Here is a 20,956-nt window from a genome sequence, read left to right on the forward strand (position 1 = left end):
AACAGACTGGATGCTGGTGCTCGTCGTGGCCGGATCGATTGCGGGCTTCGGCAACTGGCTCCAGGGCGAAATGAACCGCGCATCACTCGCGCGCGTTCAGCGTCAGGCGCAAGACTCGCGCGGCGTCTGCGCGGGGATGAGCACACGAGACGCGGAGATGATGGACAAGGGCGAACTCTGGTGCGGCAGCATCGACCCCGCACGCGCGGATTCCTTCAGTAAGGAGTAGCCGCGCTGGTTGATCGACTCGTAGCCGGGCCACGGCCGGCGAGCCAATTGCATTACTAACGCATTACAACGCAACGCACAGCGCGGCACGCGGCCGGAGCCGCGATCCAATTCGCTTAAACCACGCACTGCGGCGGCGCCCTCCGCCCACCCCTGCACAACCCGGCTTTAGAAGCTATCCTCGTGCGCCATCCGGTGTTTCACTAGCTACCCAATTTTTTTGAACTGATAAGCTTGGCGCGCGCTGCTGGCCGCCCCGGCCGGCAGACTCAACCCAAGCCCGGTCGTAAGTCGCGCCGGGCGTCCCGCGGCGGCACAACCGCAGGCGGGCGTATTTGAACCACACGAGGAGTTAAACAGTGAAAAAACTGCTAGCGGCTTTGACGGTTGCTCTGCTGGCCACCGTCTCGATCGGCGCACACGCTAAAGATTGGACGACCATCCGTTTCGGCGTCGACGCCAGCTATCCCCCGTTCGAGTCCAAGGGCCCGGATGGCAAGCTCGTTGGCTTCGACATCGACCTCGGCAATGAAATCTGCGCGCGCCTGAAGGCCAAATGCGTGTGGGTCGAAAACGACTTCGACGGCATGATCCCCGCCCTGAAGGCGAAGAAGTTCGACGGCGTGCTGTCGTCGATGTCCATGACGCCGCAACGCGCCGAGCAGATCGCTTTCTCGTCGAAGCTGTTCAACACGCCGACGCGCCTCGTCGCGAAGAAGGGCTCGGGCATCCTGCCGACGGCCGAATCGCTGAAGGGCAAGACGGTTGGCGTCGAGCAAGGCACGATCCAGGAAACCTACGCGAAGACCTACTGGGAAGCGAAGGGCACGAAGGTCGTGCCGTACCAGAACCAGGACCAGGTCTACGCCGACTTGCTGTCGGGCCGTCTGGACGCGGCGTTGCAAGACGCGGTGCAGGCTGAAATCGGCTTCCTGAAGACGCCGCGCGGCGCGGGCTACGACTTCGTCGGCAAGAACCTCGACGATCCGAAGATCCTCGGCAACGGCGCCGGCATCGGCATGCGCAAGGAAGACACCGATCTGAAGGCGAAGGTCGACAAGGCGATCGCCGAGATCATCAAGGACGGCACGTACAAGAAGCTGGAGAAGAAGTACTTCGACTTCGACGTGTACGGCAGCTAAACAGGCAGCCATGCCCGCCGCGCGCATCTGAAGGCGCGCCGGCGGGCTCGCAGGCAACGGGCTCCGCCACACGCGGAGCCCGTTTTGTTTGCGGGCCGCGTAAGACCACGCGGCCCGCCATATCGGCTAAGATCGTGCGATCGAGACGCCGCGAAATACGCCCCGGCCGGCCTGCCATCAACCGGACCAACGGCACGCTTTCCTCCTGTAATCAACGACATAGCGCGGCATGCCCAACTTGCCCGCGGATTTGAAAACCATGCAAACCCAAACCCATCCGCTGATTGCCCCGACGCTCGGCACCGCCCGCAACCTGACGAGTTTTCACTACGGTCCCGGCGGCGGGCAGAAGATTTACATTCAGTCGTCGCTGCATGCCGACGAGTTGCCCGGCATGCTGGTGTCATGGGCGCTGCGCCGCAAGCTGGCCGCGCTGGAGGCCGCCGGCAAGCTGCGCGGCGAAGTCGTGATCGTGCCGGTGGCCAATCCGATCGGCCTGAATCAGCACTTTCTCGGCCACCTGACGGGCCGTTTCGAAACCAACACCGCGCAGAATTTCAACCGCAATTTCCACGACCTGGGGGCGCTGGTGCAGCCGGTTATCGAGGCGCGCCTGAGCGACGACATCGACGCCAATCGCAACGCGATCCGCGCGGCGATGCGCGAGGCGCTCGACGCGGAGAAGCCGCAAACCGAACTGGAATCGCAACGTCTCGCGCTGCAAAAACTTTCCTACGACGCCGACGTCGTGCTCGATCTGCATTGCGACTGGGAAGCCGCGATGCACCTCTATACGAACCCCGACCTGTGGCCCGAAGTCGAGCCGCTGGCCTGCTATCTGCACGCCAGGGCGTCGCTGCTCGCGCTCAATTCGGTGGGCAATCCGTTCGACGAGATCCACAGCTTCTGCTGGTCCGATCTGCGCGGCCGCTACGGCGAGCGCTTCCCGATTCCGAACGGCTCGATCTCGGTCACGATCGAGTTGCGCGGCCAGCGCGAGGTGTCCTACGAGTACGCCGAGCACGACGCGCAAGCCATCATCGAATATCTGACCGTGCGTGGCGTGGTCGACGGCACCCCGGCGCCGTTGCCGCCGCTCGAATTCGCCGCGACCCCCCTTGCCGGCGCCGAACCGCTCGTCGCGCCGATCAGCGGCGTGCTGGTGTACCGCTGTGAAGTCGGCACGTGGGTGGACGCCGGCCACGAGATCGCCGATATCGTCGACCCGTTGACCGATCGCGCGGTCACGGTCAAGAGCAGCGTGGCCGGCGTGCTGTACGCGCGGCATCTGACGCGTTTCGCGACGGCGGGGCTCGAATTCGCGCGCATTGCCGGCGCGAAGGCGTTCAGAAGCGGCTCGCTGCTGAGCAATTGAACGGACAACAACTTAACGCTGGCAACGGCTTCGCAAGGCCGTAGCTTCACCTCCCAACATCGCCCGCTTTTCAGCGGGCGATCTGCTTTGACACGCCGATTGCCGATCCCGCCCGCACGACGCCTTGCGTGATGTCCGCTTGCAAAAGCCACGTAAAGCCACGCGCATGTCGCGCCGGCGCGACAGATTCCAAAAAATTTCGGCCTGTCACATACCTTACTCTGCGGTCCCTTAAATTTCGGGCCATCGCGCGACCTGACCAAAGAGCACGGCGCTGCGATTGCCTAATCTTTATTGGAGAAAGTCTTGAACAAGAAACTATTGACCGCCGCTACCCTCGCCGTTTTCGCAAGCGCCGCCCACGCGCAAAGCAGCGTCACGCTGTATGGCGTGATCGATGCCGGTATCAGCTACGTGAACAACTCGAAGACCGCTACCGGTCACGACAACCTCTTCAAGTACGACGACGGCGTGGCCCAAGGCAGCCGTTGGGGCCTGCGCGGCACCGAAGACCTCGGTGGCGGCCTGAAGGCGCTGTTCGTGTTGGAGAACGGTTTCAACAGCGGCAACGGCACGCTCGGCCAGGGCGGTGCGATGTTCGGCCGTCAGGCGTATGTCGGTCTGTCGAAGAACGACATCGGCTCGCTGACGTTCGGCCGCCAGTACTCGTTTTCGACGGACTATCTCGGCGGCAACTACTCGACCGGCGGCCAGACCGTCGCGGGTAACTACGCTTATCACATCAACGACGTGGATCAACTCACGTCGAGCCGCATCAACAACGCGGTCAAGTTCAGCAGCGCCAACTTCCACGGCTTGACGTTCGGCGCGATGTACGGCTTCTCGAACCAGGCCGGCGCATTCGCGGGCGCGCCGGCAAGCGGCACGACGGCTGCACCGGTTGCAGGTTCGTCGCGTGCGTACAGCTTCGGCCTGAACTACGCGAACGGCCCGTTCGGCATCGGCGCGGCGTACACGGACATCCGTTACCCGAGCCAGTCGACCCCGTCATTCTCGACGACCATCGCCAACGTCGCGACCGGCAACGTCCGCGATCTGCGCACGTTCGGTGTGGGCGGCCGCTATTCGATCGGCGCGGCGACGCTGTGGGCGTTGTACACGAACACGCGCTTCGAGACGATCAGCGGCGGCGCGACGACGTTCGCCGCCTATGAAGCGGGCGCGAAATACGCGTTCACGCCGGCCTTGACGGCAGGTGCGGGCTACACGTACATGCACCTGAGCAATGCGAACCGCGGCCACTGGAATCAGGCTGACCTGAGCATCGACTACGCGCTGAGCAAGCGCACGGACGTGTACGCACTGGGCATCTACCAGATCGCCGCCGGCCGCAACGGCACCCAGGATCTGCAAGCGCAGATCGGTTCGAGCACGAGCTACTTCAACACGTCGGGCACGGGTGCGGACAACCAGCTGGCGTTCCGCGTCGGTCTGCGTCACAAGTTCTAAGCGGGTCTTGCAGGCGAGGAACGCAGGTTCCTTGCCGTCGCGAGGTTGTGAAAAACGCCCCTGCGGGGGCGTTTTCATTATTTGCGCGAGCGCGGAACGGCGGCTGAGCACCCAACGATAAATCGCATACTGAACGATTACATAAGTTCGTCGATGAGCGACTGCGTGTCTCGGATCAGATCGTTTCGCCATGACTGAGTTTGTATCAGCACCATGAAGATCAAATCAGTCAGCGCGTTTTGCGCCGTGCGTGAGGAAATGGCGGAACTGCGCCACTGATCCTCTTCCGCCAACGTGACGAGAGACAAGTCGGCCAGCGCACGAAGAGGATTCTCCACCGGATTGGTCAAGGCGATGACGCGGGCTTTGCGCTGCTGAGCGACGCGTGCGGCGTCGAGAATCTCTTTCCTGCGCCCCGAATAAGAAATCGCCACCTGAATGTCCTGCGGACCCAGCGTATTGGCGATGCTGAGCTGGGCATGGCTATCCGGGTCGATCAGGGCGATCACTCCGATTTTAAGGAGCTTGTGCGCAAAGTCGCTCCCCACTGTCATGGAGCCACCGAGCCCGGTAATGTGCACGAACCGCGCTTCACTCAGCGCCGTCACGATCTTTCCCAGGATCTCGTAATCGACACTACCGGTGGTCTCGACCAGTGCGCGAATCTTCTCCTGCATCAATTTTCGCGCGATCGTGGGCGCGTCGTCGTCGCTGTTGATCGCGTTGTGCAGCGGGAAGTTCGTTGCCACGGGAAGCTGGATGGCTTGCTGGCGACCCGACTCCTCGCTCAGCGCGAGGCGAAAAGCCGTCATGCCCTTGAACCCGATCTTCTGGACGAACTTCACGATGCTGGACTGGCTGACCGCTGCTAACTGAGCAAGCTCACTGGACGAAATTTTGGAAATGCGTTCCTGGTGAGCGAGGATGGTCTCGGCGATCTTCAGTTCGCTGGGTGAAAATTGACTGCGAGACTGGGCGATCTGGTTGATTATCTTCATCGGATCAGGTGCTGGTTGCGCGGGATGCCGCGTGTCGTATTTGTGCTTGCCCTAAGCGACGTTCGATTCGCGTGCTCTGCTGCTGGTGCCTTCAGCGGTAGGGCGATGTTAACACGGCAACCGAGGGGCGCCGGTCCCTATGCATAGCTGGTAGCGGCACGAAAAACAGACAATTGCCGGCGCACGACGCGGCTCTTTTCCTTGCGCCATGAAGCCATGTTCGCGGTGATGCGGTGATGCCGTGACGCGCTGATTGCGAAGCGATGCGCCAGCGCCGAAACGAGATCGTGGCAAGCACTGTGATTGCGCTTCCTCACTGGCGACACCGATCCGCCTCGGCAACGATCTGAAAGACGCAGCTAACTTCAACGCGTTTAAACCTCCCCGCTCCCCACGACCTTGAACGGGTGCCCCGCATGCCTTGCGCGGGAATGCCGCGTCTGCTGCCGGGCGATTTCCATGCTCGCGCCTCGGCGCTCCTGGCATCCCTAACACTCGATCCACACTTTTAATGTTTACCTTGCCCGGCTCAAGGAATAACCTATTCCATATGAACGAATAATGGAATAACAGGACTATGGACACGCCGCGGATTCAACTACATGACTTGATCACAGAACAACGCAATCCAGCCAGCGAGCAGATCGATCGCGTGGATACGCTGGCCATGCTGCGCATCCTCAACCATGAGGACCAGAAGGTCGCACTCGCCGTTGAGGCAGTTCTACCGGCGGTCGCGGCGGCGGTCGATGTCATTACCGAAGCCTTGTCGCACGGCGGCCGCCTGATTTATGTCGGCGCCGGCACGTCGGGACGCCTGGGCATTCTGGATGCCAGCGAATGTCCGCCTACCTTCGGTGTCGCCCCGTCGGTCGTTCAGGGACTGATAGCCGGCGGCACGGCTGCCATGGTGGGCGCCGTCGAGAATGCCGAGGACGATGCCGAAGCGGGCCGGCGTGATCTCGAGCAGATCCGATTTTCTGAGCGAGACATTCTTGTTGGAATCGCGGCGAGCGGACGCACGCCGTATGTCATCGGCGCCATGAAGTGGGCGGCCTCACTGGGCGCCCGCACGATCGCCGTCACTTGCAATCCGACCGGCCCGATGGTCGCGCTGGCGGATATCGCCATCACCCCCGTGGTGGGTCCCGAGGCGGTCACCGGCTCATCCCGCCTGAAGGCCGGAACTGCTCAAAAGCTGGTTTTGAACATGCTGTCGACGGGCGCCATGATCCGATTAGGCAAGGTGTTCGGCAACCTCATGGTGGATGTCGAAGCGACCAATGCAAAGCTGGTCGAGCGACAAATCCAGATTGTCATCGCGGCCTGCGATTGTTCCCGCGAGCGTGCGCGCGAGGCCGTCAATGAGAGCGGCAGACAGTGCAAGACAGCCATCGTGATGATTCGCGCCGGAGTCGATCTCCATGCGGCGAAAGCGGCGCTGGCCCGGACGAAGGGGCACGTTCGAGCCGCCCTGCTGGCCCTCGATGCAAATCGACCACATTCCAAAAGCACAATCCACAGAGAGAAGACCTGACGATGCAAAGCATTAACGAAACAACGGCACAAGAAATATTAGATGCTATTGGTGGGCCTACTAATGTGGTTCGTTGCAGCAATTGCATGACTCGCCTTCGCTTTGTTTTGGGCGGGCAAGACCGCGTTGACACGGCAGCATTAAAACGGGTTGCCTGTGTCCAGGGCGTACTTGCCGCCGCGGATCAATTGCAGGTCGTCATCGGGGCGGGCAAGGTGCAGCGCGCCGCGGACCTGGTCAAGGAACTGCTGGCGAAGCACGAGTCAAGGGCGGCCCCCGAAGCGCCTGTCGACAATGCCGCGGATCAATTGGCCGCGGTCGCGCGCGATAACAAGAAGGCCATGAAAGCGCGCCACGGAACGCGGATTCATCAGTTCCTGAGCAAATTTGCGACTATTTTTACGCCGCTGATCCCCGGCTTTCTTGGTGCGGGGCTGTTGCTAGGGGGCGCGACACTCATCGAACAGGCGATGCTGGCGAATGTCCTCGATCGGAATCCCACGATCGTGCATCTGGTCGCATACATGAACGTATTCGGCAAGGGACTGTTCGGCTTTCTGGGAATTCTGGTCGGCTATAACACCCAGCAGGCCTTTGGCGGTTCAGGGGTAAATGGCGCGATCCTCGCGTCCCTGTTTCTGCTCGATTACGGTTCGACCGGCAGCGGCAGTTTTCACGCGGGAATCCAGGACTTCTTCGGTCTTCAGATCGATCCGCGCGGAAGCATCATCGGCATTCTGATCGCGGGCATAGCGGGTGCATGGATCGAGCAGCAGATAAGGCGGCGAATGCCCGCCAACCTCGACATGATCCTTACCTCGCTGCTCACATTGCTGATTGCCGGGGCGTTGACGTACGTGGTCATCATGCCTGTCGGGGTTCTGCTATTCGACGGCATGTCGTGGTTATTCGGGCATCTGAACGACAATCCGATTGGTGCCGCGTTACTGTCGGGGCTGTTCCTGATTGCGGTGATGTTCGGCGTCCATCAAGGTTTTATCCCGGTGTATTTTGCCTTGGTGCAAAGTCGCGGCTTCAATTCGTTGTTCCCGATTCTGGCGATGGCGGGCGCGGGTCAGGTGGGCGCCGCCATCGCGCTTTATGTGAGAGCGCCGCGAGAATCGGTTTTGCGCAAGCAGATCAAAGGAGCGATCGCGCCTGCATTACTCGGCGTCGGCGAGCCGCTCATTTACGGCGTCACGCTCCCTCGCGTCAAGCCCTTTATTTCCGCCTGCTTTGGCGGTGCGGTTGGCGGCTTTGTAATCGGGTTGTTTGCATGGTTTCATTTCCCGATCGGCCTCAATACGGTATTCGGCCCCTCGGGCCTCGTATCGCTGCCGTTGATCACATCCGATCACGGAGCCCTGCCGGCCATGGCTATTTACCTCGTCGGCATTTTCTCCGCTTACCTCGCCGGATTCGCGTTTACGTACGCGTGGGGATGTCGCGACGTCGACATGACGTGATCGATCGGCCTCCGCACATCGCCCTCGTTTCCTTCCATTGAACGCTTGAATTCATCACCAGGGTGCGGGTGTGATTTCAAGCGGGCTCCTGCTGGCCCGGGCATGTAAATGAATTGGGCTCGCCCTGCAAATACAAACAAATTAAATCTGGAGATAGTTTGAAAAAAATAGTGTTCATGGTTGGCATATCGAGTCTGTCGATTCCCGCAATGTCCCAAACCGCACCGAATAGTTCCATGACGTTTTATGGCGTGGCGGAAGCACAGTTTGGAAGCTTTCGGAACCTCGGTGCGGCGCCGGTATCGTCAGCCAATCCGTTCGGGGTGACGGCGTCTCCGACGGCGAGCATCGGTGCGATCCCCTACGGCATCAATGCGTCGAGGTTCGGCATCAAGGGCGTCGAGAATCTCGGCAACGGAATGTCCGCCACGTTTGTGCTCGAAACACAGAACTCGCTCGCGGACGGCTCCATGCCTGCGCGTCTTTTTCATCGGCAAGCCAATATCGGACTCACGGGGGGCTTCGGTCAGATTCGTCTGGGTCGCATCTACTCCGCCTGGAATGACGTCGCATCCAACGCGGCGCCTGGTTATGGCGACACATACGATCCATTCGTGCGCGTATGGCGAATCGCGGGGCCGGTTCCGCTGGGTTCACCGGTTCCGAGCGCCAGCGGGCAAGTCACGGGGTTATCAGGGGCCGTTGGCGCCAACAACGTTGTTGGAGACCCAAACAATTGGTCGCATGTGCGGATAGATAACTCCGTTCGCTACGATTCACCGAACATGGGTGGGGTGACTTTATCCGCGCAGGTCGGCATGAATGATCCGAGGAAAACAATTACCGCAAGCACCTTTGCCATCATCTATGCGCGCGACCGGATCCGCGCCGGCCTCGGCTATTTTCGCCAGTCGACCGCGAGCAATTACGACCCCGCCACGCAACGCTACGATCCAAACCGGTTGAAGACGGGAAATCTGACAACGCTTACCGGTGCGTTCAACTACGACTTTGGCGCCTTCACATTGATGACGATGGCAGGGCAGTCCCGATACGACCTGTACTCCCTGGGCGAGCGGGTTTCGTCTACGGAGTGGTCGATTGGGGCGAGTGTTCCACTCGGTCAGTGGGTATTGAAACCGAGCGTGGCGGGCAGTAACAGCAAGCGTCTTCCGAAGAGCGACATCGGGGCGGGAATGGAGGCCATCTATAACCTGTCAAAACGCACGTCGCTCTACGCTGCCTATAGTTATAGCTATTACGGCGAACTGCTTCATGGACAGCCCGTGAAGTCCAGCTATATTTTCGCAACGGGTGTCCGTCACTTCTTCTGAGCGGCGCCTTGCCGGTTAGCGTTGCGGGTCGGGCCATCTGTCCCACCATGCCTCGCGCATCGCGCGTTCGAGGTCGTCCACGTAGTCGGTCACCACCTTTTCGTATTCCGCGGTGTTCGCTTCGCAGTCGGACGGATTGCGTTTGCCCTGCGCCTTGCGAATAGCGGAAACGCTCGTGTGCAGCACCGTCATCTCGTCCCACATCGCGCGGGAACGGCGGGTGTCGTCGTCGTTCATCATGGCTGATCCATCTGGAAGCGCGGCATGCCGGGCCGCTGCGTTAAAACGGGCAATGCGTCATCAACTCAGCCTGATCTTCGGCTGAACCAGTGCGTTGATCTGCTCGGCGGTCCACATTAGGCCCGCTCTGCCGAAACCGTGAAGCGCCTGCTGATGACGTCGATAGAGCATGGCATGGCTCAATTGCGCGAACCGCCCGCGAATGAAGCCGCCGGGGAAGAAGCCGAACCGTCCGAGTGTGCCGAAGGCGCCGTAATCGCTTAGCGACACGAGCGAGCCGAAGTCCCGAAAAGCGAACTCCGGCATCGGCGCGCCCGCCAGCCATCCAGGCAGATGACGAGCCAGATGCCCCGCCTGCTGCGTGGCCACCTGGGCGGTGGGCGGCAACGGCCGCTCATGGTTCTCCGGCGTCAAGCTCGCGCAATCGCCGAGCGCGAACACGTGGTCGTCGCGGGCGGACTGAAGCGTTGCGCCGATCACGATCTGATTCGAGCGGTTGGTTTCCAGCCCGGCCAGTTCGCTCAGGAAGTCCGGCGCCTTGACGCCCGCCGCCCACACCATTAGATCGGCTTTCACCAGACGATCGTCGCCGTGACGGAATCCGTCCTCCTGCGCCGCCGTGACGCGCACCGAGGTCAGCACGCGAAAGCCGATGTGTTCGAGCTGCTGCTGGGTCGATGCGGAAATCGCCGGCGGAAACGAGGCGAGCACGCGCGGGCCGCTTTCGAGCAGCGTGAGACTCAACCGGCTGCGCAGCGTGGGATCGCCGTAGCCTTGTGCGATTTCGAGCACCCGGCTCAGCTCGGCGGCAAGCTCGACGCCGGTGGCTCCGGCGCCGACGATCGCCACGCGCAGTCTTTCGTCGCGCACCACCGCGCGCAACATGCGCGCGCGCAACACGCCGTTGAAGCCTTCGGCCTGCTGCTGGCTGTCGATGAAATGACAGTGCTGCCTCACGCCCGGCACCCCGAAGTCGTTTGCCCGGCTGCCTAGCGACAGCACCAGCACGTCGTACGGAACCGCTCGCGCCTCCAGCACCAGTTCGCCTTCGGGCGTCCTGACTTCGTTGAGCAGGACTTCCTTGCGTTGCCGGTCGAGTCCGCACATCTCGCCCGGCTGCCAGGCGAAGCGGTGCGCGCTCGCATGCGCGAGGTAGCTCACCTGCTGTTGCTTCACATCGCGCGTGCCGGCCGCGATGGTGTGCAGCATCGGCTTCCAGATATGCGTGTGGCTGCTGTCGATCAGCGTCACGGACGCCTCGTGCGAATGCGCGAAATGATTGCCGAGCCGCGTGGCGAGCAGAATGCCGGCGATGCCGCCGCCGACGATGACAATGCGTGTTGCGTTGGACATAACCGTTCCGTGTTGATTACGACTCGCGAATTCCGCGCGAGGGCGAAAGACGCATGCCGCTTCGGTGCAGCTTCGGTGTGCAGCTTCAGTGCGCAACTTCAATGCGCCTGCGACGTATCCGCGACCCGCGTCGGTTTCGGCGCGAGCCACACCGCCAGCGCGGCGAAAATGAAACATGCGCCTGCAATCGTGAAGAGCTGATTGGTCGCGAGCATCACGGCCTGCGACTGCACCACGTCGCTGATCTGCGCCTGCGCCTGACCCGCGCTCCAGCCCGAATTCGTCAGCATGGTCGAGAAGTGGCCGGCCTGATCGACGAGTCCCGACAACTCCGCCCGGTCATACTTCGTGCGGTCTTCCCACCCGGTATTGACCAGCGACGTCGCAATCGCGCCGCCGAAGGTCCGGCAGAAATTCATGAGCCCCGCCGCCGATGCCGTTTCGGGTTCCTCCACGCTGCTCAGCGCGAGCCCCGTGAGCGGCACAAAGAAGAACGGCAAGCCGACGCCTTGCAGCAGCAGCGGCAACGCCACTTGCCAGAACGTCATGTCGGTGTTCGCGTGCGTGCGCCACAGCGTGACCGCGCCGAGCCACATCACGCCTGCGAACACCAGCCAGCGTCCGTCGAACCGGGACGACAGGTTGGCCGCGAGCGGCGCCGAGAGCACGGCGAGGATGCCGGTCATCGCCGTGGCGCACCCCGCCCACGTCGCCGTGTAGCCCATGTAGCTCTGTAGCCACAGCGGCGTCAGCACGGTCGCGCCGAAAAACGCGCCGAACGCCAGCGTGATCGTGATTACGCTCGCACTAAAGCCGCGATGACGAAACACCCGCAGGTCGACCACGGGATGACGGTCCGTCAGCTCCCAGATCAGGAACGACGCAAAGCCGATCGCCGCGATGATTGCGAGCACGCGGATTTCCGTCGACGCGAACCAGTCGTGATCCTTGCCTTCATCGAGCAGGATTTGCAGCGCGCCGACCCATACGACGAGCAGCGCGAGACCCACGGCGTCGATTGGAACGCGCATCAGGCTCGTCTCGTAGCGCTTGAGCAAACGCCAGCCGAGATACCCGCAGATCAGCGCGACCGGAACGTTGATGTAGAAGATGTACGCCCAGTGCATGCGGTCGCAGATCACGCCGCCCAAGATCGGGCCCAGCACCGGCGCGACCAGCGTCGTCATGCTCCACAAGCCGATCGCCGCGGCCGCTTTCTCTTTCGGGAAAATGCGCAGCAGCAGCGTCTGCGACAGCGGCATCAGCGGCCCGCCGGCGAGTCCCTGAAACACGCGGAACAGCACCAGCATTTCGAGCGAAGTCGCCATGCCGCACAGCGCCGAACACAGGCCGAACATGATCAGCGACGTGATGAACACGCGCACCGTGCCGAAGCGGTTTGCCAGCCAGCCGGTCAGCGGCACGGTAATCGCCTCGGCCACCGCGTAGGACGTGATGACGTAGGTGCCCTGGCTGGACGACGCGCCGAGCGCGCCGGAAATGGTCGGCACCGACACGTTCGCGATCGTCGTGTCCAGCACCGCGACGAAGTTGGCGGCGGCCAGCAGCAACGCCGCGCCGATCAGCATGCCGCCGCTGAGCGGCGGCAACGGGATGTCCCGCGTTTGATGCGTTTGACTGGATGACATGGTCGGCGCGGCCTCAGCTTGCGGGCGTCGCGTTGTTGTCGCCGCCGTCGCGCGTATCCACGGTCGCTTCCATCGACAAGCCGACGCCCAGCGGATGCGCGCGCAGATCGGCCGGGTCGATCGCGACCCGCACCGGTAGCCGCTGGACCACCTTGATCCAGTTGCCGGTCGCGTTCTGCGCGGGAATCATCGCGAACGCGGAACCCGCGCCGCCGGCCAGTCCGGCGACCTTGCCGTGATAGACGACCTTGCCGCCGTACAGGTCGGACGTCAGTTCCACCGGCTGACCGATGCGCACCTTGTCGAGCTGAACTTCCTTGAAATTCGCGTCGACGTGCAGCGAATCCACCGGCACGACGGACAGCAGCGACGCGCCCGGCTCGACCCGCTGACCCACCTGCACCTGGCGGCGCGCGACGACGCCGTCGACCGGCGCACGCAACACCGTGCGTTGCAGATCGACGCGCGCCTGGTCCCGCTTGGCGCGTGCGAGCAGCACTTCGGGATTGGTGTCGACGGTGGTGTCGGCGAACAGCACCTTGTTGGCGTCCTGTGAACCGATGGCCGCCGCACGGCTCGCCTGCGCCTGCAAGGCGTTGGCGCGGGCCGCCATCAGCGCCGCCTGGGCGCTCGCGAACGAGGTCTGCGCGTTGCTGAGTTCCTCCCCGGACACCGAGCCGGAATGCGCGAGCGCTTCGCGGCGCTTCAGATCGATCGCCGCGCGGTCGAAGTCGGCCTTGGCCGACGCGATTTGCGCGTTCATGCGCGCTTCGTCGGCGGCGCGCGCCGCCACCTGGGCGGCGAGCCCGGCGTCGGTCGCGAGGTAGCCGCGCACCTTGCGCTCGGCGCGCCCCACTTCGGCTTCGGCCTGTTCGAGCGCGAGCTTCGCATCGGTGTCGTCGATCACGACGAGCACGTCGCCCTTGCGGACATGCTGCGTGTCGACCGCGGCGACGCGCTGCACGATGCCGCTCACCGACGGCGTAATCGACGCGATTTCGGCCGCGGTGTACGCGTTGTCGGTCGACACGTAACGCGAGCCGATGAAGTACCAGTAGCCGCCATAAGCGAGACCGGCCAGCACGATGACCGCGCCCAGCAAGGCGAACAGCTTCTGGCGGCGAGCGACGGGCGCGGCGGCCGTCGCGGTCTTCTCGCCGGCATAGGTCGAATGGTCGGCGCTCGGCATGGACGGCGCGTCGGCCGCGGGGGAATGGCTTTGAGACATGTTCTGGTCCTTGGGATCAGCTTTGATTTTTCGGATTCGCTTGGGGGTTCGTTGCGGCGGCGGACGGCGCGGTGGTTGGTGCATTGGCCGGTGCGTTGGCCTGCGCGTCAACCTGATAACCGCCGCCGAGCGCGCGCACGAGCGAAACGTCGAGCGTGAAGGTGCGCGAGCGCATGTCGGCGAGCTGGCGCTCCGCGCTCACCAGCGTGTCGGCGGCGCTCAGCACGTCGAGATAGCCGGACAGTCCGCCCTGATAGCGCTCGAGCGCCACGCGATGCGATTGCGCGGCCGCGTCGTACGACGCTTGCGTCGCCTGCAACCGGTCGGTGAGCGCGCGTTTGCTGACGGCGACATCGGCGACGTCGCGCAGCGCCTTGGTCAGCGTTTCGTCGTAGTTGGCGACGGCTTCCTCGTAATTCGCGCGCGCGCCGCGCAACTCGCCGCGCAAGCGGCCGCCGTTGAAGATGGGCAGCGTGACGGCCGGGCCGACATTGCCGACCGCCGATCCCGCGCGCGTCAGCATGTTCAGGCCGAGCGACTGGAAGCCGATCATCGCGGAGAGGTTCACGTTCGGATAGAAGCCGGCCTTGGCGACGTCGATCCGCTTGCTCGCCGCTTCCGCGCGCAAGCGGGCGATCACGACGTCGGGACGGCGGCCCAGCAGGCCGAGCGCGAGGTCGGCGGGCATGCCGGCCGGCTGCGCCAGATCCACCGCCGGACGGCCGATGGCGAGGCCACGGTCGGGACCGTCGCCCATCAGCGCGGCAATCCGGTTGCGGGTGAGCGCGATCGATTCGTCGAGTTCGAAAAGATCGGCGCGCGCGCTTTGCTGCTTCGATTCCGCCTGCTTGACGCCGGCCTGCGTCTCCAGTCCGTTGGCAAAGCGTTCGGCGAACAGTTGCGCGGACTGCGTGCGTACCTTGACCGCCGCTTCCGCGCTGTCGCGTTCGGCGAACTGGCGCGCGAGATCCGCATACGCATCGGCAATCGACGCCGCCAGCACCATGCGAGCCTGGGCGGCATCGGCGCGCGCCGCGTCGAGCTCCGACGTGGCGGCGGCAAGCGACGCGCGATTCTTACCCCAGAAGTCGATCTCGTAGCTGAAGTTGAGTTCGGCAGAGCCGTATGGACGCCAGCCGCGCGGCACGAAGGCGGGCGGCACGCCGTTGTTGTAACTCTGCTTCTGCTTTTCGACCGACCCTTGCGCGCTGACTTCAGGCAACAGCGCGGCGCCCGCTTCCTGCGCCGACGCTTCTGCATTGTGCAGACGCGCCTGCGCGGTCGCCAGGGTCGGCTCGCCCTTTAACGCTTCGGCGATCAGCGCGTTCAACTGCGCATCGTTGTAGCGCAGCCACCACTGTTCCGTGGGCCATGTGGATGGCGCGCGCTCGCCCGCGCCCGTGCCGAAACTGCGCGCGCTCTCGTAGCGGCCCGCATCCTTTGGCGACGGCTTTGGCGGCATGTCGGGAAATTGCGCGCATGCGCTCGCCAGCACGCTGACGACAAGCGCCGCGACAAGCGTCATGACCGGCTTCGTGGTTCGTGCCGAACGCGCCCTCTCTCCGATTACCGCAGTTTCTTTCACGATCTCAGTCTCATCTTAAACAATACCGTGCAGTTTAGTTATGCGGATGTTGGCGTGTCAACTAAAATAAACTGACCGGTTCAGTTTTGAGGGGCGAAGTCCGGCAACGGCCTTTGGTAACATCACGCACGGACAGATTTCATGAACCTTCCGGCAAAGCACAGGAAAGCCTCGGGAATGAGAAAGAAAACGGAAGAAAAGCGGCAGGCGATCGTCGACGCCGCATTTGAGGTGTTCAGCGAAACAAGCTTCGAGCAGGCGTCGATGTCCGACATCGCGGCGCGGGCCGGCGCGTCCAAGGCGACGCTGTACGGCTATTTCCAGTCGAAGGAAGAGATGTTCTTCGAAGTGATGCACGAGTGCGCCGCGCACGAAATCAAAGGGGCGTTCGCGCTGCTCAAGACATCGGTGCCGATCCGCGAGGCGCTGACGAGCTTCGGCAAGCACTATCTGATCGCCATCCTCAAGCCGCAGTTGCTCGCGGTACGGCGCCTCGCCATTCATGAAGGCGGCCGCTCGCATGTGGGCGCGCTGTTTTACGAACGCGGACCGAAACTCGGCTGGCAAACGGTGGCGAACTTCCTGCAGCAGTCGTGCGAAGCGGGCCACTTGCGCAAATGCAATGTCACGGTCGCGACGGCGCATCTTCGCGCGCTATTCGAAGCCGAGCTGGCCGAGCTATGTCTTCTCGGCGTGCCGACGGACACGTCGGCACGCAACATTACGCAAGTGGTGAACCGGGCGCTGGACGTTTTCATGGCTGCCTATGGCGGCAGCACCGAAAAAAGCCGCTAGGCCCGGTCCTCCGAAACCCGGCATCCTGATGGGCTCTTCCTGCCGTTCGGCCGGTAGCGGCGGCGAGAAAGTCGCACGATTTCCGGCGTTCAAAGTCTGGTACGCTGCGCCCTTCGCAACTGCTTGCATCGAACTCGATGGAAACTCCCTTCAATGATCGTGGCGTGTCGGTCACGCGCAACGCACTCTCGTCCGCCGGTCAGGTTTTTCCGCTGCGCGACATCGTGAGCGTGCAGGTCGTCACCGTGCAGAAGAACAAGGTCTTGCCGCGCGCGATCTCGCTCGTCGGTGTCGTCGGCGCGCTTGCCGGCGGGATTCTGAACTCGCCGGCGGGCATGGTCTGCGGCACGATGCTGATCGTGGTGGGCTGGCTCACGTGGCTGACCCAGGACGTCACGCATCGTCTGATGGTGCAAACCGCCAACGGCGAGCGTGAGGCGCTGTCGAGCACCGATCGCGAGTTCGTCGAGCGCGTCGGCGCGGCCGTGGACGAAGCAAAGGCAGAGGCAACGCCTAACGCTTGAGTCGTCGTCCACGGGATGCTTGACCTGGATCAATGTTTGCGCAGGCGCGTCGCCAGCCGCGCGGCTCAGCCGCAAGCGTCGACACATCTTTGCAATTGAGCTTGGGTGGCCGTGTAGAGTCGCCGCTCCTCTCATCGCGTGTTCCCGCCCCGCAGGCCCCGCAAGCGTCCCGGTTTCCCCGCTTGACACTGCGGCAATCCATCGAGATTGCCGCCCGTGCTGTCTCAGTGCCGTCTACCGGTCAGCTCACGATGCATCGCCTTCGCCAGGGACCCGCATTTTTGCAAAGCGTGATCCTATGTCCCTGTCGTCTCCCGATGCCGCACGCCGGCACCCGCTTCATCGTTTCCGTCATCTGGGCGCCGCGGCGCTCGCCGTCACCGGCGCGCTCGTCGCGCTGAGCGGCTGCTCCACGACGTTCCCGGTTCCCACCCCGCCCGCCTCGACTGCCGCGCTGATCAACAACGGCAACGACGGCCTGCTGATTCCGCTGCAAGTGGAACGCGCCGATCAGGGTCACGCACGCCTCGGCCTGCCTGTCCAGATCGACGGCAAGCCGGTGTATCTGGCGCTCGATACCGGCACACAAGGCGTGCGCGTGTTGAAGTCGGTCCTGCCCGGCAGGAGCTATCCGAATGCCGGCCCGGCGAGTTCGCTGCCGCTCACGAACGGCGCGCAGATTTCCGGCGCGGCGGTCAAGGTGCCATTCAGCATCGCGGGTACGAAGCCGGCGCAGATCGACGCGCAGGCGGTCGACCAGGTGAAGTGCCAGGAAAACGCGCGGCGCTGCGTGGGAATGGACGGCTACACCGCCGAATTCGGCTGGGCGTTCTCGGGCCTGTTCGGCGTCGGCGCGGCTCAAGCGGACGACAACTGCTGCACGCAACCGCTGCGCGCATTGCCCGGCAACATCGGTCAGCGGTACCTGGTGCATGCGAACTTCACCAAGCCGTATCTGGTGCTGAGTCCGTCGAACGCGCTCACGAAGGACTACACGATGGTGCCGATGACGGTCTCGAAAGACGGCACGGCGCAATGGCCGCGAGCCTGCGTGAACGTCGGCGACAAGATGACCTTTTGCGCGCCGCTGGTGTTCGCCACCGCCAGCACGCAGATGATCCGCGTCGAAATGGACAAGGCGCCGAACTGGACCGGTGACGACGAAGTGGGCAAGGTGCTCAATCAGGGCAACTACAACGTGGCGCTCGGCACGGGCAAATGGCTGCATCGCTATCAGGACGCGCAAGTCGAGATCGTCAAGGCAAAGCCGGGCGCCAACCGTATCGTGATCGGCCTGATGGGCATGCAGAACATCGACGTGCTGTTCGATTTCCCGCGCGGGCAGTTGGGCCTGTATGCCGCGAGCGAGACCGAGACGCTCGTGCAGTGACATTCGGTCAACGCTCGGCGATATTCGGCGAGCGATAAAGAACAAAGGCCGTGCGCAAAATCGCACGGCCTTTGTTTTTCATGCGAGCGCGCGGAACACAATCCGCGCAACCCTGCCTTCAAATCACGCCATGTCGAGCGGACTCACCCGCCAGATATCGCGCGCATATTCGCCGATCGTGCGGTCCGACGAAAACTGCCCCATGCCCGCGACGTTCTCGATCGCGCTTTCAGTCCACGCGCGTTTGTCGACGAAGCGCGCATCCACTTCGCGCTGAGCCTTGGCGAAGGCGGCGAAGTCGGCGAGCACCATGTAGTGATCGCCCCAGTCGACCAGCGTGTGAAAGATGTCCGAAAAGCGCAGCGGATCGTCAGGCGAGAAAAAACCCGTGCGGATCTGGTCGAGCGCCATGCGTAGCTCGGGATTTTCCTCGTAGAGTTGCCGCGGCCGGTAGCCGGTGGCGCGCAGACTGTCCACTTCGTCGGCGGTGTGGCCGAAGATGAAGATGTTCTCGCGCCCCACGGCGTCGCAGATTTCGATGTTCGCGCCGTCCATCGTGCCGATCGTCAACGCGCCGTTGAGCGCCAGTTTCATGTTGCCGGTGCCCGACGCTTCCGTGCCGGCCATCGAAATCTGCTCCGACAGATCGGCCGCCGGAATGATCAGCTCCGCCACGCTCACGCCGTAGTTCGGCACGAACACCACCTTCAGGCGGTCGCCCACCAGCGGGTCGTGATTGATCGTCTGCCCCACGTCGCCGATCAGCTTGATGATCGTCTTCGCCATCCGGTACGCGGACGCCGCCTTGCCCGCGAACATCACCACGCGCGGCACCCAGTCGCGCTCGGGGTTCGCGCGAATCTGGTTGTAGCGCACGATCACGTGCAGCACGTTCAGCAGTTGCCGCTTGTATTCGTGAATGCGCTTGACCTGCAGATCGAACAGCGCGTCGGGATCGAAATGCAGCTTCGTGTGATGCGCGAGCCGCTGCACGAGCCGCAGCTTGTTCTGCCGCTTCGCCTCGCGGAAAGCCTCGACGAACGCGCTGTCGCCGCGCAGCTCGCGCAGTTGTTCGAGGTCGAACAGATTGCTGCGCCAATGCCGGCCGATCTGCTGATCGATCAGCGACGACAGCGACGGACTCGCTTGCGCGAGCCAGCGGCGCGGCGTGATGCCGTTGGTCACGTTGGTGAAGCGGTCCGGATAGATGCGCGCGAAGTCGGCGAAGATGTCGCGCGTCATCAGTTGCGAATGCAGCTTGGAGACGCCGTTCACCTTGTGGCTCGCGACGATCGCCAGATAGGCCATTCGCACGCGCCGCTGCCCATATTCGTCGACGAGCGAAATGCGGCGGATCATCTCGGCGTCATGCCCCGACTGCTCGCTCACATGCTTGAGAAAGCCGGCGTTGATCTCGAAGATGATCTCCAGATGTCGCGGCAACAGACGCGCGAGCATCTCGACGTCCCATGTTTCGAGCGCCTCGGGCATCAGCGTGTGGTTCGTGTACGAGAAGATCTTCGTGACGTGATGCCACGCCTTGTCCCACGGCAGGTGATGAACGTCCACGAGCAAACGCATCAGTTCGGGAATCGCGAGCACCGGGTGCGTATCGTTCAGATGCACCGCGACCTTTTCGGAGAAGCGCCCGAAGGTGCTGTGCGTGCGCTGATAGCGGCGAATCAGATCCTGCATGGTCGCCGAGACGAAAAAATATTCCTGGCGCAGCCGCAGTTCGCGGCCCGCGGGCGTCGAGTCGTCGGGATAGAGCAGGCGCGAGACGTTCTCCGACATGTTCTTCGTGTCGACCGCATTGCGGTAGTCGCCGCGATTGAACGCGCCGAGGTCGAGCTCGTCGGTCGCGCGCGCCGACCACAGGCGCAGCGTATTGGTCGCGTCCGTCGCATAACCGGGGATGACGGTGTCGTAGGCGGTCGCGTTCACGTGCTCGGTGTCGATCCATTCCACGTGTTCGCCACGCTGCACGGTGCGCCCGCCGAAGTGCACCATGTACTTGATCTCGGGCCGCGGAAACTCCCACGGATTGCCCGCGCGCAGCCAGTAGTCCGGCGCCTCGACCTGCTCGCCGTTGACGATTTCCTGACGGAACATGCCGTACTCGTAACGGATGCCGTAGCCGAAGCCCGGAATGCCGAGCGTCGCCATCGAATCGAGGAAGCAGGCCGCGAGCCGGCCCAGGCCGCCGTTGCCGAGCGCGGCGTCCGGCTCGATATCGGTGAGCGCTTCCATGTCCACGCCGAGACTCGCGAGCGCTTCCTTCATCTGATCGTGGATGCCGAGCGCGAGCAGCGCGTTCGTGAAGGTCCGGCCGATCAGGAATTCCATCGACAGGTAGTAGACGCGTTTCACGTCCTGTTCGTATTGCAGGCGCGTGGTTTTCATCCAGCGCGCGACCAGCCGGTCGCGCACGGCGAGCGCGGCGGCATGCAGCCAGTCATGCGGATGGGCGGTGACGGCGTCCTTGCCGACGCCATACATCATGCGATTGGAAATTGAGCGCCGTAGCGCGTCGACGGTACTGTTGAGCTGGTCGAATTCCAGATCGACGGCTGTCATCGAAGCCTCCGGTAAAAAGACGCGGCATGCGCGGACCGCACAGATGACGGGCGGGAGGCGCGTGC

Annotated in this window: 17 protein-coding genes; 10 read left to right on the forward strand and 7 right to left on the reverse strand. The window is 63.1% G+C overall.

The features are described 5' to 3' along the window. Positions 1-10: 10 nt before the first annotated feature. The 4 genes from ACOCG7_RS11800 to ACOCG7_RS11815 all read left to right on the forward strand — a co-directional run bounded on the left by ACOCG7_RS11800 (position 11) and on the right by ACOCG7_RS11815 (position 4,215). Positions 11-229 carry a hypothetical protein gene (locus ACOCG7_RS11800; RefSeq protein WP_421375568.1) on the forward strand — a complete coding sequence of 73 codons (219 nt, stop codon included), beginning with the start codon at positions 11-13 and terminating at the stop codon, positions 227-229. Between the two features lie 358 nt (positions 230-587). Then, positions 588-1,370: an ABC transporter substrate-binding protein gene (locus ACOCG7_RS11805; protein WP_073427291.1), complete on the forward strand. Its 783-nt coding sequence runs from the start codon at positions 588-590 to the stop codon at positions 1,368-1,370. Between the two features lie 259 nt (positions 1,371-1,629). Continuing rightward, a complete protein-coding gene (locus ACOCG7_RS11810) occupies positions 1,630-2,745 on the forward strand; it encodes a succinylglutamate desuccinylase/aspartoacylase family protein (protein WP_083082937.1) in 1,116 nt (371 codons plus the stop codon). A 306-nt stretch (positions 2,746-3,051) separates the two neighbouring features. After that, the gene (locus ACOCG7_RS11815; protein WP_073427290.1) at positions 3,052-4,215 is read left to right on the forward strand and encodes a porin; all 1,164 of its coding nucleotides are present in this window, start codon (positions 3,052-3,054) and stop codon (positions 4,213-4,215) included. A 137-nt stretch (positions 4,216-4,352) separates the two neighbouring features. On the opposite strand, the gene ACOCG7_RS11820 is transcribed toward ACOCG7_RS11815, so the two are convergent. Next, positions 4,353-5,213, reverse strand: a complete 861-nt coding sequence (locus ACOCG7_RS11820; protein ID WP_083081259.1) for an SIS domain-containing protein — start codon at positions 5,211-5,213, stop codon at positions 4,353-4,355. A gap of 577 nt (positions 5,214-5,790) precedes the next feature. Between ACOCG7_RS11820 and murQ the strand changes: the two genes are divergently transcribed. The 3 genes from murQ to ACOCG7_RS11835 all read left to right on the forward strand — a co-directional run bounded on the left by murQ (position 5,791) and on the right by ACOCG7_RS11835 (position 9,550). Next, the gene (gene murQ, locus ACOCG7_RS11825; RefSeq protein WP_421375572.1) at positions 5,791-6,750 is read left to right on the forward strand and encodes an N-acetylmuramic acid 6-phosphate etherase; all 960 of its coding nucleotides are present in this window, start codon (positions 5,791-5,793) and stop codon (positions 6,748-6,750) included. A gap of 2 nt (positions 6,751-6,752) precedes the next feature. Continuing rightward, a complete protein-coding gene (gene murP, locus ACOCG7_RS11830) occupies positions 6,753-8,216 on the forward strand; it encodes a PTS N-acetylmuramic acid transporter subunit IIBC (protein WP_421375574.1) in 1,464 nt (487 codons plus the stop codon). Between the two features lie 158 nt (positions 8,217-8,374). Further along, complete coding sequence (locus ACOCG7_RS11835; protein ID WP_421375576.1) at positions 8,375-9,550, forward strand: porin; 1,176 nt, start codon at positions 8,375-8,377, stop codon at positions 9,548-9,550. A 15-nt stretch (positions 9,551-9,565) separates the two neighbouring features. Here ACOCG7_RS11835 and ACOCG7_RS11840 read toward each other — a convergent pair whose 3' ends face one another. The 5 genes from ACOCG7_RS11840 to ACOCG7_RS11860 form a co-directional block, all read right to left on the reverse strand. Continuing rightward, on the reverse strand, positions 9,566-9,790 hold the full coding sequence (locus ACOCG7_RS11840) for a hypothetical protein (protein WP_073427285.1): 225 nt from the start codon (positions 9,788-9,790) through the stop codon (positions 9,566-9,568). A 60-nt stretch (positions 9,791-9,850) separates the two neighbouring features. After that, positions 9,851-11,143 (reverse strand): NAD(P)/FAD-dependent oxidoreductase, encoded by a 1,293-nt coding sequence (locus tag ACOCG7_RS11845; RefSeq protein WP_421375578.1) that lies wholly within the window; start codon positions 11,141-11,143, stop codon positions 9,851-9,853. A 98-nt stretch (positions 11,144-11,241) separates the two neighbouring features. Further along, a complete protein-coding gene (locus ACOCG7_RS11850) occupies positions 11,242-12,792 on the reverse strand; it encodes a DHA2 family efflux MFS transporter permease subunit (RefSeq protein ID WP_421375580.1) in 1,551 nt (516 codons plus the stop codon). A gap of 13 nt (positions 12,793-12,805) precedes the next feature. Beyond that, positions 12,806-14,020, reverse strand: coding sequence for an HlyD family efflux transporter periplasmic adaptor subunit (locus tag ACOCG7_RS11855; RefSeq protein ID WP_421375582.1), 1,215 nt, complete (start codon positions 14,018-14,020; stop codon positions 12,806-12,808). A 16-nt stretch (positions 14,021-14,036) separates the two neighbouring features. Continuing rightward, the gene (locus tag ACOCG7_RS11860; protein ID WP_421375584.1) at positions 14,037-15,545 is read right to left on the reverse strand and encodes an efflux transporter outer membrane subunit; all 1,509 of its coding nucleotides are present in this window, start codon (positions 15,543-15,545) and stop codon (positions 14,037-14,039) included. A gap of 237 nt (positions 15,546-15,782) precedes the next feature. Here ACOCG7_RS11860 and ACOCG7_RS11865 point away from each other — a divergent pair, with 237 nt between their 5' ends. The 3 genes from ACOCG7_RS11865 (at position 15,783) to ACOCG7_RS11875 (ending at position 18,314) form a co-directional block, all read left to right on the forward strand. Then, the gene (locus tag ACOCG7_RS11865; RefSeq protein ID WP_073427280.1) at positions 15,783-16,400 is read left to right on the forward strand and encodes a TetR/AcrR family transcriptional regulator; all 618 of its coding nucleotides are present in this window, start codon (positions 15,783-15,785) and stop codon (positions 16,398-16,400) included. A 137-nt stretch (positions 16,401-16,537) separates the two neighbouring features. After that, a complete protein-coding gene (locus tag ACOCG7_RS11870) occupies positions 16,538-16,924 on the forward strand; it encodes a DUF6232 family protein (protein ID WP_421375586.1) in 387 nt (128 codons plus the stop codon). 298 nt (positions 16,925-17,222) lie between these two features. Then, positions 17,223-18,314: a hypothetical protein gene (locus tag ACOCG7_RS11875; RefSeq protein WP_421375588.1), complete on the forward strand. Its 1,092-nt coding sequence runs from the start codon at positions 17,223-17,225 to the stop codon at positions 18,312-18,314. Positions 18,315-18,437: 123 nt separating this feature from the next. On the opposite strand, the gene ACOCG7_RS11880 is transcribed toward ACOCG7_RS11875, so the two are convergent. Further along, the gene (locus tag ACOCG7_RS11880; protein WP_073427277.1) at positions 18,438-20,891 is read right to left on the reverse strand and encodes a glycogen/starch/alpha-glucan phosphorylase; all 2,454 of its coding nucleotides are present in this window, start codon (positions 20,889-20,891) and stop codon (positions 18,438-18,440) included. Between the last annotated feature and the right edge of the window lie 65 nt (positions 20,892-20,956).

This window comes from Paraburkholderia sp. DD10 (genome assembly GCF_049177125.1).
Taxonomy (GTDB): domain Bacteria; phylum Pseudomonadota; class Gammaproteobacteria; order Burkholderiales; family Burkholderiaceae; genus Paraburkholderia; species Paraburkholderia terricola.